Source organism: Halospina sp. K52047b, from assembly GCF_008709855.1.
GTDB lineage: Bacteria > Pseudomonadota > Gammaproteobacteria > Pseudomonadales > Oleiphilaceae > Halospina > Halospina utahensis_B.
Map to the genome: position 1 here is coordinate 209,796 of NZ_VYJH01000002.1, position 13,274 is coordinate 223,069.

General features: G+C 63.4%; 16 protein-coding genes. 4 read left to right on the forward strand and 12 right to left on the reverse strand.

What is annotated here, in order from left to right; translation table 11 throughout:
* Window positions 1-32: 32 nt before the first annotated feature.
* The gene (locus F3089_RS03425) at window positions 33-482 is read right to left on the reverse strand and encodes an NUDIX hydrolase (RefSeq protein WP_151439448.1); all 450 of its coding nucleotides are present in this window, start codon (window positions 480-482) and stop codon (window positions 33-35) included.
* A gap of 121 nt (window positions 483-603) precedes the next feature.
* Window positions 604-921: a cold shock domain-containing protein gene (locus F3089_RS16155; RefSeq protein ID WP_151439449.1), complete on the reverse strand. Its 318-nt coding sequence runs from the start codon at window positions 919-921 to the stop codon at window positions 604-606.
* A 285-nt stretch (window positions 922-1,206) separates the two neighbouring features.
* Between F3089_RS16155 and clpS the strand changes: the two genes are divergently transcribed.
* On the forward strand, window positions 1,207-1,584 hold the full coding sequence (gene clpS, locus F3089_RS03435; protein ID WP_225741659.1) for an ATP-dependent Clp protease adapter ClpS: 378 nt from the start codon (window positions 1,207-1,209) through the stop codon (window positions 1,582-1,584).
* A gap of 14 nt (window positions 1,585-1,598) precedes the next feature.
* A complete protein-coding gene (gene clpA / locus F3089_RS03440) occupies window positions 1,599-3,884 on the forward strand; it encodes an ATP-dependent Clp protease ATP-binding subunit ClpA (protein ID WP_151439450.1) in 2,286 nt (761 codons plus the stop codon).
* 67 nt (window positions 3,885-3,951) lie between these two features.
* Here the strand turns inward: clpA and infA are convergent, their stop codons facing one another.
* The 9 genes from infA to F3089_RS03485 form a co-directional block, all read right to left on the reverse strand.
* Window positions 3,952-4,170 (reverse strand): translation initiation factor IF-1, encoded by a 219-nt coding sequence (infA, locus tag F3089_RS03445; RefSeq protein WP_077531475.1) that lies wholly within the window; start codon window positions 4,168-4,170, stop codon window positions 3,952-3,954.
* Window positions 4,171-4,290: 120 nt separating this feature from the next.
* Window positions 4,291-5,031, reverse strand: coding sequence for an arginyltransferase (locus F3089_RS03450; RefSeq protein WP_151439451.1), 741 nt, complete (start codon window positions 5,029-5,031; stop codon window positions 4,291-4,293).
* The gene (gene aat, locus F3089_RS03455) at window positions 5,028-5,741 is read right to left on the reverse strand and encodes a leucyl/phenylalanyl-tRNA--protein transferase (protein ID WP_151439452.1); all 714 of its coding nucleotides are present in this window, start codon (window positions 5,739-5,741) and stop codon (window positions 5,028-5,030) included. The genes F3089_RS03450 and aat overlap by 4 nt, the downstream gene beginning before the upstream one ends.
* 9 nt (window positions 5,742-5,750) lie before the next feature.
* A complete protein-coding gene (gene trxB, locus F3089_RS03460; RefSeq protein WP_095616971.1) occupies window positions 5,751-6,695 on the reverse strand; it encodes a thioredoxin-disulfide reductase in 945 nt (314 codons plus the stop codon).
* Window positions 6,696-6,764: 69 nt separating this feature from the next.
* A complete protein-coding gene (locus F3089_RS03465; RefSeq protein WP_151439453.1) occupies window positions 6,765-7,682 on the reverse strand; it encodes an AAA family ATPase in 918 nt (305 codons plus the stop codon).
* Window positions 7,682-8,584, reverse strand: a complete 903-nt coding sequence (locus F3089_RS03470) for a carbon-nitrogen hydrolase (protein ID WP_151439454.1) — start codon at window positions 8,582-8,584, stop codon at window positions 7,682-7,684. The genes F3089_RS03465 and F3089_RS03470 overlap by 1 nt, the downstream gene beginning before the upstream one ends.
* The gene (locus F3089_RS03475) at window positions 8,577-9,620 is read right to left on the reverse strand and encodes an agmatine deiminase family protein (protein ID WP_225741660.1); all 1,044 of its coding nucleotides are present in this window, start codon (window positions 9,618-9,620) and stop codon (window positions 8,577-8,579) included. Before F3089_RS03475 ends, F3089_RS03470 begins: the two co-directional genes overlap by 8 nt.
* A 49-nt stretch (window positions 9,621-9,669) precedes the next feature.
* On the reverse strand, window positions 9,670-10,047 hold the full coding sequence (locus tag F3089_RS03480) for a hypothetical protein (protein WP_151439456.1): 378 nt from the start codon (window positions 10,045-10,047) through the stop codon (window positions 9,670-9,672).
* Window positions 10,048-10,121: 74 nt separating this feature from the next.
* Window positions 10,122-10,718 (reverse strand): PilZ domain-containing protein, encoded by a 597-nt coding sequence (locus F3089_RS03485; RefSeq protein ID WP_151439457.1) that lies wholly within the window; start codon window positions 10,716-10,718, stop codon window positions 10,122-10,124.
* Between the two features lie 92 nt (window positions 10,719-10,810).
* Between F3089_RS03485 and F3089_RS03490 the strand changes: the two genes are divergently transcribed.
* A complete protein-coding gene (locus tag F3089_RS03490; RefSeq protein ID WP_151439458.1) occupies window positions 10,811-12,052 on the forward strand; it encodes a lipoprotein-releasing ABC transporter permease subunit in 1,242 nt (413 codons plus the stop codon).
* A complete protein-coding gene (locus F3089_RS03495; RefSeq protein WP_151439459.1) occupies window positions 12,045-12,734 on the forward strand; it encodes an ABC transporter ATP-binding protein in 690 nt (229 codons plus the stop codon). Before F3089_RS03490 ends, F3089_RS03495 begins: the two co-directional genes overlap by 8 nt.
* Here the strand turns inward: F3089_RS03495 and F3089_RS03500 are convergent.
* Window positions 12,715-13,248: a DUF2062 domain-containing protein gene (locus tag F3089_RS03500; protein WP_151439460.1), complete on the reverse strand. Its 534-nt coding sequence runs from the start codon at window positions 13,246-13,248 to the stop codon at window positions 12,715-12,717. The two genes, F3089_RS03495 and F3089_RS03500, sit on opposite strands and share 20 nt — an antisense overlap.
* Window positions 13,249-13,274: the final 26 nt, after the last annotated feature.

The following is a 13,274-nucleotide window of genomic DNA, read 5'->3' on the forward strand; positions in this document are numbered from 1 at the left end:
GGCGCCTATTGTAGGGGATTGGCGCGGGTGCGTCACTGCGGGGTGGCCTCCCGGATCAGGTCCAGCGGGAAACGCCGTCCGCTGCGGTAGTCGCTGATGCAGTTGGCGACCAGAGGGCTGCGCAGCTGATCACTGCGGGCATCCAGCTCACCGGGGGTAAGCCAGTGTGCTGCGATAATGCCATCATCAAGCGCGTCGGTTTCCCGCGGGCCCGCTTCTCCGATAAAGGCATAGCGGTGATAGGTGAGTCCGTTATGGGGCGAACGGAACACATAGATGCCGAGAAAGGCTGTGAGCGTTACCGGATAGCCGGTTTCCTCCAGGGCCTCACGCCGTGCGGCTTCCAGTATGGATTCGCCTTCCTCGATGTGGCCCGCAGGCTGGTTGAGGACCACGGCGCCCTCGCTGTGCTCCTCAACCATCAGGAACCGATCCGCATCGGGGACAACAACGGCCACGGTGGCATTGGGCTTCCACTGCATCGGGCAAACTCCGGTCTGACATAATGGGTGCAGACTCTAGAACGCTCGGCGGCGGAAGGGAAGAGCGGACGCAGTGCGCCCGCCGGGGCACCATGGATGCCCCGGTGCCGGGGTGGGGAGTTCAGGCTGTCTGTTGCTGGGACTCCGGCTGTCGGGCACGCGACTCGCTGCCGGTACCAGCGTTGCTTTCCTCCTGGGAGGCGGACTCACTGCTTTCCCTGCGCCGCGACGGCGCTTCATGGGGGATGATGTTGACCGCGTGTATGCCCTTGGCGCTGGGCTGTTTCTCGAATTCAACACGCTGGCCCGCCTTGAGCGTCTTGTAGCCTTCCATCTGGATGGACGAAAAATGGACGAACAGATCCTCGCTTTCTCCCTCCTCGATGATGAAGCCGTACCCCTTGGCGTTGTTGAACCACTTGACCTTGCCCTGATGCATCACTTCCTCCTTGCTCTCAGAGAATCCCTGCCTGCCGACTGCCTGGTTGGCGTCCGGAGCCGGTTCCCCCGGAAACAGCTCCTGGTCACAGCGGGTGAATGAATGTAACGCTTTGTAAAATCATTATGGAAACTGTTGACTAAAAATCCACCAGAGTCAAGTGGCGTATAACCGATTTGAGGACTGGTCGCGGGTGACCGGGGCGGGTGTCGCGCGGGATGAACGTGATAAAATCAAGCCGGGCGATGGTGAGCATGGCCTGGAATCCGTACATGGCGACACATTATGACTGAAGACAGGTTCGTAAAGATGGATCAGGCTCTACTAGTATGGAATCAGGATGGTGGAGAAGAGGACCCGGGCCAGGACGACGGCACCGCCGTTGAAACGGAGAAACCCGAGGTCAAGCACCCCTCGCTGTACCGGGTGGTGCTGATGAACGACGACTACACGCCGATGGATTTCGTCGTGGAGGTTCTGATGACCTTCTTCGCCATGCCGGAGGAAAAGGCGACACAGATCATGCTGGCGGTACACACTCAGGGCAAAGCGGTCTGTGGCGTCTATACTCGGGATATAGCGGAAACGAAAGCGGCCCAGGTGAATCAATATGCTTCCGAGCACGATCATCCGCTGCTGTGTGAGATTGAACGAGCTGACTGAAACCGGGGTGGCCCATGCTCAGTAAAGACCTCGAACTGACCCTCAACGAGGCATTCCGTAACGCGCGGGACAAGCGTCATGAGTTCATGACGGTGGAGCATCTGCTGCTGGCACTGCTCGACAACGAATCCGCCGTACGCGTGCTTAAAGCCTGCGGGGCCGACCTGCCGCGACTGCGCGAGGAGCTCAACGATTTCGTGGATTCCACGACGCCGCTGATTCCCTCCAATGACAGTGAGCGCGAGACCCAGCCGACGCTCGGGTTCCAGCGTGTGCTGCAGCGCGCCGTTTTCCATGTGCAGTCCTCCGGCAAGAAGGAGGTGACCGGCGCCAACGTGCTGGTGGCCATCTTCAGCGAACAGGAGAGCCAGGCGGTGTTCGTGCTCAAGAAACAGAACATCGCGCGCATCGACGTTGTGAACTTCATCTCCCACGGCATCTCCAAGGTGTCAGGCCCGGATGAGAAAGAAGGCGGCTCGGAGTCGGAATCGATGCAGCAGGAAGAGAGCGCGGAGGAAGGCACGAGCTCCAATCCGTTGGAAGCCTATGCCCAGAACCTCAATGAGCGTGCCACCCAGGGTCACATCGACCCGCTGATCGGGCGCGAGCATGAGGTGGAGCGCACCATCCAGATCCTGGTCCGCCGGCGCAAGAACAACCCGCTGCTGGTGGGCGAGGCCGGCGTGGGCAAGACCGCCATTGCCGAGGGGCTTGCCAAGAAGATCGTGGATGGTGATGTGCCGGATGTCATCAAGAATGCGGAAGTGTTCTCGCTGGATCTGGGCGCGCTGCTGGCCGGCACCAAGTACCGGGGTGATTTCGAGAAGCGGCTCAAGGCGCTGCTGGCGGAACTGAAGAAGCGCGAGCACGCCATCCTGTTCATTGACGAGATCCACACCATCATCGGTGCCGGCTCGGCTTCGGGTGGTGTCATGGACGCTTCGAACCTGCTCAAGCCCATGCTGGGCTCCGGCGAGATACGCTGCATCGGCTCAACCACCTTCTCCGAGTTCCGCGGGATCTTCGAGAAGGACAGTGCCCTGGCGCGGCGCTTCCAGAAGATTGATGTGAACGAGCCGAGCGTTGAGGACACCTACCGGATCCTCAAGGGGCTCAAGAGCCACTTCGAGAAGCATCATGAGCTCAAGTACACCGATAAGGCGCTGCGCAGCGCCGCAGAGCTGGCGGGCCGGTACATTACCGACCGTCACCTGCCGGACAAGGCCATCGACGTGATTGACGAGGCCGGGGCGCGGCAACAACTGCTGCCCGTGTCCAAGCGCCGCAAGGTGATCAACGAAGGGGCCATTGAGGACATCGTGGCGGCGATCGCACGGATCCCCCCGAAGAATGTGTCCTCCTCGGACAAGGACGTGCTGCGCAACATCGAGCGTGACCTGAAGATGACCGTCTTCGGCCAGGACGAGGCCATCGAGTCCCTTTCCACCGCCATCAAGCTGGCACGGGCCGGGCTCAAAGCGCCGGAGAAACCCGAGGGGGCCTTCATGTTTGCCGGCCCCACCGGCGTGGGCAAGACCGAGGTTACTCGCCAGCTGGCGAACCTGCTGGGGATCGAGCTGGTGCGCTTCGATATGTCCGAGTACATGGAGCGCCACACGGTATCACGCCTGATCGGGGCACCGCCGGGCTACGTGGGCTACGACCAGGGCGGGCTGCTGACCGAGAACGTGAACAAGCATCCGCACTGTGTGCTGCTGCTTGATGAGATCGAGAAGGCGCACCCGGAAGTGTTCAACCTGCTGCTGCAGGTCATGGACCACGGCACGCTCACGGACAACAACGGGCGCAAGGCGGACTTCCGCCACGTGATCCTGGTGATGACCACCAACGCGGGCGCGGAGGTGCTGACCAAGCGTTCCATCGGCTTCGCTAACCAGGACCACAGCACCGACGGCATGGAGATCATCAACAAGACCTTCACGCCGGAGTTCCGGAACCGCCTGGATGGGATCATTCAGTTCCGTTCGCTCAGTCCGGAAATCATCTCGCACGTGGTCGACAAGTTCCTTACGGAGCTCCAGGCCCAGCTGGACGAGAAACAGGTGGTGCTGCACGTGGACGACGAGGCCAAGCTCTGGCTGGCCCAGCACGGCTACGACGAGAACATGGGCGCACGTCCCATGGGCCGCCTGATCCAGGAGAAGATCAAGAAGGGCCTGGCGGAAGAGATCCTGTTCGGGCGGCTGTCGAAGAACGGCGGCGACGTCTCCATCCATGTGAAGGACGACGACCTGGCGTTCGAGTTCGAAACGGAAGAGCCAGCCGAACCCGTCGAATAGAGTTGACCCGTAACAGAAAAACCCCGGCATCCATTCGGATCCCGGGGTTTTTTAATGGAAGGAGCCGTTAACGGTAGCGGTAGGTGATCCGGCCCTTGCTCAGGTCATAGGGCGTGAGCTCCACCTTGACCTTGTCGCCAGTCAGGATGCGGATGTAGTTCTTGCGCATCTTGCCCGAGATGTGAGCGGTAACGGTGTGCCCGTTCTCCAGCTCCACACGGAACATGGTGTTGGGAAGGGTATCGACGATCACGCCTTCCATTTCAACGGCATCGGACTTTGCCATTCAGTTGCTACTCCGTACTTTGATGAAACGCTGGTATGCGCCCGGCAGGGATTGAACAGAACACGGCGTATGCCGGGGCAGAGTGGCGCAATTCTGCCTTAATTTGCGTTCATTGCCAAATCAGGCGGGCGAATTGTGCAGCATACCGTCGCTGGTGACCAGCTCGGTCCAGCGTCCATTCATCAGCTGCTCCAGCGGGCGGAAGCGGGTCTTATAGTTCATCTTGCGGCACTGGCGGATCCAGTACCCCAGATACAGGTGCGGCAGGCCGCGCCTGTGGGCCTCCTGGACCTGCCACAGAATGGCGAAGGTGCCCAGGCTGCGCTTTTCCTCGCCGGGCTCGAAGAAGGTGTAGATGGCCGACAGGCCGGTATCGAGCACGTCCACCACGGCGACCGCGATCAGCCGCCCCTCGCGCCGCATCTCCAGGAAGAAGCCGTCGATGCTGCCTTCGATGAGGAAGGAGGTGAACTGTTCCCGGCTGGGTGGGTACATGTCGCCGTCGTGGTGGCGCTCAATAACGTAGCGCTCGTAGAGGTCGTAGATTTCCTCGTCGAAGCGCACCGGCGTCTGGATCAGGGTCAGGTCGCGGTTGTCGCGCCGCACACGGCGCTGGGAGCGATCCGGCTGGAAGCGTTCGACCGGAATCCGCACCGGAATGCAGGCGTTACAGCCACGGCAGTGCGGGCGGTAATAATGCGAGCCGCTGCGGCGGAAGCCCAGTTCCGTGAGCTGGGTATAGAGGTTGCGGTCCACCTGGGCCCGGGGATCGACGAACATGGTCGTTGCCTGACGGTCGGTCAGGTAGCTGCACGGATGCTCGGGGGTAGCGAAGAAGATCAGCGTCTTGAGACTGCTCATGTATCGGACTCCCGGCCCCAGAACCAGTCCATCCGCCAGTCGTGTCCGGCGGGATGATCCACATTCTCTCTGAGTATAGTCAAAAAGCGCCGGCGTGAAATCCGTTCGGCGCCCAGACTCAACAGGTGGCTGTTTTCCACCTGACAGTCCAGCAGAGCATAGCCCCAGCGTTCAAGCTGACGGGCCACGTGCACGAACACGATCTTGGAGGCATCACGCTGCCGGCTGAACATGGATTCCCCGAAGAAGCAGCGGCCGACGGCAACACCGTAGAGGCCGCCCACAAGCTGGCCGTCGGCGTTCCAGGCTTCAAAGGAATGGGCATGGCCGAGTTCATGGAGGTGGCAGTAGGCCGCTTCCATGTCGCCGGTGATCCAGGTGCCTTCCTCGCGCAGTCGGCCGCAGTCACGGATGACGTCCTCGAAGGCGCAGTCCACCGTGATGCGCAGTTCATCCCGGTTGAGCCGGCGGCGCAGGCTGCGGGCGATGTGTACGTGTGGCGGAAAGAGGACACAGCGCGGGTTGGGAGACCACCAGAGAATGGGCTGGTCGTCGGAGAACCAGGGGAAGATCCCCTGGCTGTAGGCGTTCAGAAGGCGATCGGGGTGCAGATCGCCCCCGATGGCCAGAAGCCCGTCCGGTTCATCCAGAGCGCTTTCCGGATCCGGGAACCAGTGGGAGCGTGTGTCCAGCCAGGGGAGCGCGGACATGAGCAGGGATCAGGCGAGGCCGTCGAGGTACTTTTCGGCGTCCAGCGCCGCCATGCACCCGAAGCCGGCCGAGGTCACCGCCTGGCGGTAGACGTGGTCAGCCACGTCACCCGCCGCGAAGACGCCGGGCACGCTGGTTTCCGTCGCCATGCCTTCAAGGCCGCTGCGGATCCGGATATAGCCGCCGCTCATGTCCAACTGGCCCTGGAAAAGGTCGGTGTTGGGCTTGTGGCCGATGGCGATGAAAACGCCGGCAACATTCAGATCCCGGGTCTCGCCGGAATGCTTGTTCTTCAGGCGGGCGCCGGTGACGCCGGTGGCATCGCCCAGTACCTCATCCAGGGTGTGATCCCAGATGATGCTGACGTTGTCCTTCGCGAACAGCTTGTCCTGCAGGATCTTCTCCGCGCGCAGCTGGTCCCGGCGGTGGACCAGGGTGACGTTGTTGGCGATGTTGGAGAGGTAGAGCGCCTCTTCCACGGCGGTGTTGCCGCCGCCGATTACGGCCACGTCCTGGTTGCGGTAGAAGAAACCATCGCAGGTGGCGCAGGCGCTCACGCCCTGGCCCATGAACGTCTCCTCGGACTCCAGGCCCAGGTACATGGCACTGGCGCCGGTAGCAATGATCAGCGCGTCACAGGTGTAGGTGCCGGAATCGCCGGTGAGGGTGAAGGGCCGCTGGCTGAGGTCAGCACCGTTGATGTGGTCGTACACCAGCTCGGTGTTGAAGCGCTGGGCGTGGTCCTTCATGCGCTCCATCAGGTCGGGGCCCTGGAGCCCCTCGATATCCCCGGGCCAGTTCTCGACATCTGTAGTGGTGGTGAGCTGCCCACCCACTTCGATACCGGTGATCAGCGTGGGATTGAGGTTGGCGCGCGAGGCGTAGACGGCGGCGGTGTAGCCCGCGGGGCCGGAGCCGAGAATGATCAGGCGATGGTGGTTGCTGTCGCTCATGCTGTTCCTCTATCGGGAAAACGGTGTCAATCAATGGTGCTCATGGTAACGCCGGCGCAGGGGCGGGCGCTACACGATCACGGGCACGTCACGCAGGATGCGCTGGGAGAGCATCTCCTGACGGTTGTGGTGGTCATCCACCAGGCGGTGTTCAACCACACTGGCCAGGACCGCCTGGACGTCGTCGGGCAGCACATGACCACGGCCCTCCAGAAGCGCCCAGGCGCGGGCGGCCCGCAGCAGGCCCAGACCCGCCCTGGGGGAAAGCCCGTAAAGAACGCCGGGGATGTCCCGGCTGTAGGCGAGGATGCGCTGGATGTAATCCAGAAGGGCGTCGGAGACGCTGATCTCGGGCAGTAGCGCCTGCATCCGCTGGAGGGATTCCGGTGACAGCAGTGGTGTCAGCTCCGCGGTCATGTGGCGCCGATCCCGACCCATGAGAAGCTCACGCTCGGCGCGTTCGTCCGGGTAGCCCAGGGTCAGGCGCATCAGGAAACGGTCCAGCTGGCTTTCCGGCAGGGGAAAGGTGCCGCGCTGATCCAGAGGGTTCTGGGTGGCGATGACGAAGAAGGGCTCCTCCAGGGAACGGGTTTCCCCTTCAATGGAGACCTGGCGTTCCTCCATGGCCTCCAGCAGGGCGCTCTGGGTGCGGGGCGAGGCACGGTTGATCTCGTCCGCCAGAATCACCTGGGCGAAGATCGGGCCGGGGTGGAACACCAGGTCGCCGGCTTCCTTGTCGTACATGGAGAATCCCAGCAGGTCCGCCGGCATCAGGTCGCTCGTGAACTGGATGCGGTTGTAGCTGAGCCCCAGGGTGCCGGAGAGCGCGTGGGACAGGGTGGTCTTGCCCATGCCCGGAATGTCCTCGATCAGCAGGTGCCCCCCGGCGAGCACACAGCACAGCGCCAGGCGCACCTGGTCACGCTTGCCCAACAGGACCCGGTTGAGCTGGTCGGTGGTCTGCTGGAGCAGGTCGGCATTCTTCATCAGTCCCTCACGCGTCGGGTCAGGTGATCGTAAGCGTCCACGCGGCGATCCCGCAGGTAGGGCCAGATACGCCGCAGGGTATCGGTCCGATCAGGGTCGATGGTGGCCAGAAGGATGTCATCACCCTCGGCACTGCTGCGGGCCAGGAGTTCGCCCTGGCCACCGCAGATGAAGCTGTTGCCCCAGAACTGGATGCCGTTGCCGGAGCCGTCCGGCGCCTCCTCGAAACCGTGCCGGTTGGGCGCGATGATGGGCAGGTTGTTGGCAATGGCGTGACCGCGCTGGACGGTGATCCAGGCATCCAGCTGGCGAGCCTGTTCGTCGGCGTCGTCTGCCGGGTCCCATCCAATGGCAGTGGGGTAGATGAGCACTTCGGCGCCGGCCAGGGCCATGAGCCGGGCGGCCTCCGGGTACCACTGATCCCAGCACACGAGAACGCCGAGCCGCCCCAGTGAGGTCTGGATGGGCCGGAAGGCATCCGCGGAAGCGTCGCCCGGCGTGAAATAGAATTTCTCGTAGAATCCGGGATCGTCAGGGATGTGCATTTTGCGGTAACGGCCGGCCAGGCTGCCGTCGCTGTCCAGCACTACCGCCGTATTGTGGTGAACCCCCGCCATGCGCTTCTCGAAGACGGAACCCACGATGACCACACCCAGCTCCGCGGCCAGCTCGCCCAGGAAACGGGTGGTGGGGCCGGGAATGGTTTCGGCCCGGTCGAAGACGTCCGTGGCCTCTTCCTGGCAGAAGTAGGGGCCGGTGTGGAGTTCCTGCAGCACCACCAGCTGGGCGCCCTGGTCGGCGGCGCTTTCGATCAGGCCTGCGGAATGGGCCAGGTTGGCTTCGCGGTCCGCGCCGCAGCTCTGCTGTATGGCGGCGGCGGTGAAGGCGTGTTGATCAGCCATCGGGCACGGCTCCTGGTGGCAGCTGCATGGTCAGGCAGTGAAGGCTTCCGCCCTGGTGGATGAGAGGTCGGCACTGGATGCCCTGGACCCGGCGCTGCGGGAAACAGCCTGCAATCACCCGGCAGGCCTCGTCATCCTGGGCGACGCCGTAGCATGGCACGAGCACGGAATGGTTGGTAATCAGGAAGTTCGCGTAGGTGGCCGGCAGCCGGTTGCCCTCTTCGTCGTGGACCGGATCCGGCCAGGGCAGGGCCGTCAGGCGGTAAGGCTGGCCGTTGCCATCGGTGTGCGCCGCCAGTTCCCGGGCCATTGCCTGGAGTTCCGTGTAGTGGCTGTCCCCGGGGGTATCGCAGCCCTGGTAGACAATGTGCCCCGGCCCGGCGAAGCGGGCCAGTGTGTCAATGTGGCCATCGGTATCGTCGCCTTCAAGGTGGCCGTGATCGAGCCACAGGATGCGCTCCGCGCCCAGCCGTTCATGGAACCATTGCGTCATCCGCTCGGCGGCCGGTTCCGGGTTGCCGCGGTTGGGATTGAGAACGCAGGGGCGGTTGATCAGCAGCGTGCCCACCCCGTCGGTCTCGAGTGCGCCGCCTTCCACCACCAGTGGATCGCTCTCCAGGGGCAGACTGCCGAGTGCGCCCTGGGCGTGCAGGGCGCGGTTGACCGCGTTGTCCCGATCAGCGGGGAACTTGTTGCCCCAGCCATTGAAGGTGGCGTCAAGAAGTCGCCACTCGGCGCCATTGCTGAGTGCCAGGGGACCGAAGTCGCGGGCCCAGGTGTCGTTGCTGGCCACGACCACGGTATGCAGTCGGCCCAGGTCGGTTCCGGAAACAAGGCGTTGTTCAAGATCAAGGGCCTGGCGCTCACTGCTGACGCACAGGGTGAGATCCTGCTCGGCCAGTATCGCCCGGGCTATGGCGGTGAACGTGGGCTCGGCGCGATCGGCCAGCGCGGCCCAGTCGGAATCGGGCTGGGGCCATGCCATCAGGACAGAGCCCTGCTTCGCCCATTCAGCGGCAAGACGGAAACGGCTCACGGTTCCGGGAACCTCCGGTGTCGATTCTGGGCGCGCAACAATACCGGGTTCAGTCCGCGCTGTCAGGCTCCACAACGGTGTCGATGACCCATTCATCCTCGAAGACCACGACAAAGCGCGGGTACTGCCAGCGCGTGATGGGCGGCTCCCCCACGGGGCCCTGACGCGCCTCCGGATCGCCGAAGCGGTCCTGGACGGAGCCCATGCTCTCACCCCGGCGCGGAGTGCGTATATTGCCTTCCTGCTGGATCTTAAGGCTGAGGGGACGGGTCGTGCGTTCGGCCTGCTGTTGCTGCTGGGCGCGGGCGCTGGCCGCGTCGGATTCGGGGTTGGCCATCTGCTGGGCAGAAGCCATGGAGGCCGCCAGCGGCAGCAGTGTGAGCGTGGCGATCCGGCAACAAAGTGTCCGGGGAGTCAGTGTTCGCATGATTGTTGTTCCGGTCAGACTCGGTGATCCATGAGTGTTTCCCTAACTATAGCGCACGAGCCGGCTGCGTCGAGTCAGGGGGTGTCGCCGTGCTGCTCACGGCGCTGTCGCGCCTGCTGGCGTTCCCGGGCCTGCAGCCGGAGCACATGCCGGGCGATCTGCTGGCGCTCGGCATCCTCCATGTTGTGGAACTGCAGGTGCAGGCGGGTGCCGTCGTCCGTGGCATCCACGGACACCACGCGGGTATAGGCGGCAACCTGGCTGAGTTCGGGCATCAGGGTCAGGCGCACGGCCATCAGTGAATCGAGCTCAGGCACCGGGTCCGTGGTGATGAAGGAAAGGCCTCCCTCGCTGAGGGTGACATGAACCCACTCACTGTCTTGCAAGGGATTCTGCTGAAAGGTCATAATCCGCGCCACCGTGTCGAGCTTCTCGTTGAGAGCACGGGCCAGCTGGGAGAGGACCCGGTCGCTTTCCGAAAGCAGCCCGAGCTGATGCCGGATCTCTGCATCATGCCGGCGCAGCTCCTCCGCCAGCGGAAGCGTTTCACCGCCCTCGAAGAGGGTTTCCGGGGGACCGGTTGGCTCCCCCTGGAGTTGACGGCATTCGAGGCCCACGCGGTCCTCGATCCGGTAGAACTGGCGACGCTCGGGATCGTGTTCTGATGGCATGACGTTCTCCTGGACCCGATCCTCCTGAGTGTAACAGTGATTCATGACAGTGCAGGCGCGGCCGACCTGCCCAAGGATTCCGGTAACCATCTATGTTCAGACCCCTTTCCGTATTCATCGGCCTGCGCTACACCGCCGCCAAACGACGCAACCACTTCATTTCCTTCATCTCCCTGGTCTCAATGCTGGGCCTGATCCTCGGGGTCATGGTGCTGATCACCGTGCTGTCAGTGATGAACGGCTTTGACCGGGAACTGCGTGAACGCATTCTCGGCATGGTGCCGCACGCAGTGGTCGAGAGCCCGGACGGCATGGAGGACTGGCGCGATGTGGCCCGGGTCGCCGAATCCAACCCCAGGGTGACGGGCGTGGCGCCATTCTCACGGGCCCAGGGCATGCTCACGGGCAGGGGCCAGGTTCAGGGTGCGCTGATCAACGGCGTGGATCCGGAATACGAACCCGATGTCTCGATCATCCAGAAGCATATGACCCATGGCAGTCTGTCGAACCTCAAGGCGAACGAGTTCGGCATCATCCTGGGTGAAGCACTGGCACGGCGCCTGGGGATCCGCATGGGGGACAGGGTGACCGTGGTGCTGCCGGAAGCGTCCGTTTCCCCGGCGGGTGTGCTGCCCCGAATGAAACGGTTCACGCTGGTGGGCACCTTCAGTGTCGGGGCGGAACTCGACAGCAGCTACACCCTGATCCACTACAAGGATGCCGGCAAACTGCTCCGTCTCGGGGATAAGGCTCAGGGCGTGCGGATCCAGGTGGAGGAGCTTTTCCAGGCTCCGCGGGTGGCCAATCAGATCGCGCAGTCGCTGCCGGGCGCCTATCGGACCATGAACTGGACCCAGACCCACGGCAACCTCTTTCAGGCGATCCAGATGGAAAAGACCATGATCGGTCTTCTGCTGATGTTCATCGTGGCCGTGGCCGCATTCAACATTGTCTCGGCACTGGTCATGGTGGTGACGGACAAGAAGGCGGATATCGCCATTCTCCGGACCATGGGGATGACCCCGGCCGGCATCATGGCCGTGTTCATCATCCAGGGGGGCGTGATCGGCGTGGGCGGCACCCTCATCGGCACCGGCCTGGGCGTACTGCTGGCGCTCAACATCAGCAGCGTGATCGAGTGGATCGAGAGCGTGCTCAGCATGCAGTTCCTGAGTGCGGATGTGTATTTCATCAGTTACCTGCCGTCGGAACTGCAGCTCAACGACGTGCTCATTGTCGGTGGCGCCGGCCTTGCCATGAGCCTGCTTGCAACCATCTACCCGGCGTGGCGCGCCTCCCGGGTGCAGCCGGCGGAGGCCCTGCGCTATGAGTGAGACACCGATCATCCAGTGCCGTAACCTGGCCAAGACGTACCGCGAAGGGCGCGAAACCCTGCGCGTGTTCTCGGACGTGAACCTGAGCGTTGCGCCCGGGGAAACCCTGGCCATTGTGGGCAGTTCCGGCTCCGGCAAGACCACACTGCTCAACATGCTGGGTGGGCTGGACCGGCCCAGCGAGGGGGATGTCTGGATCGACGGCGAGGCCATCCATGGCATGCGCGAGCGTGAGCGCTGCCGCTTCCGCAACCGCACCCTGGGGTTCGTCTACCAGTTCCACCACCTGCTGGCGGAGTTCAGTGCGCTCGACAACGTGGCGCTTCCGGCGGCGCTGGGGCGTTACAGTCCCCGCCAGGCGAGGGCGAAGGCCCGGGATCTGCTGGAGCGTGTTGGCCTGGGTGAGCGCCTCAGGCACAAGCCATCGGAGCTGTCCGGCGGTGAGCGCCAGCGGGTGGCGATTGCGCGGGCACTGGTCAACGACCCGCGCTGTGTGCTGATGGACGAGCCCACGGGCAATCTGGATGACGATACCGGCGAGCGGATCCAGGGGTTGATGCGCGAACTGAACGAGCAGCTGGATTCCGCCTTCGTGGTGGTCACCCATGACCTGGAGCTGGCTCAGGGGATGGGACGCGTGCTGCGCCTGGACCACGGTGGGCTCAGTGAGACCGATTCCTGAGGCGGCGTTCGTACTGGCGCTGATGCCAGCGCTGGCGCACACGCCGGCGCCATAACTGCTGGATGGCGAGATAGGCGCTCAGGGAAAAGACCACGCCCAGGATCAGGGACCCGATGTACAGCGGCACACCCACCTCGATCAGGCGGCTGCTGATCCACTCCCAGCTGAGCTGGAACTGCTCGGCCTCCCCGGGGCGCCCGAGCACCAGGACACCGACGGCGTAACCGGCGTAGAGCAGTGGTCCCATTGTCAGTGGGTTGCTGATCCAGAGGGTGATCAGTGTCAGCGGCAGGTTGGCATTGAACCAGATGGCCGTCATGGCGGCCGGCAGGCTCTGGAACGGCATGGGCACCATGCACCAGAACACGCCGAGCAGGATGGCCCTGGACACCGAGTGGCGGTTGATGTGCCACAGGTTGGGTTCATGCAGGACGTCGCCGAGCAGCTTCAGGGCACGGAACCGGCGGAGCTGATCCGGGTGAGGGATGAGGCGCCTGAAGAAACGTCTGTCCATGAGTGAAGCTCACCTCATCCGAACGA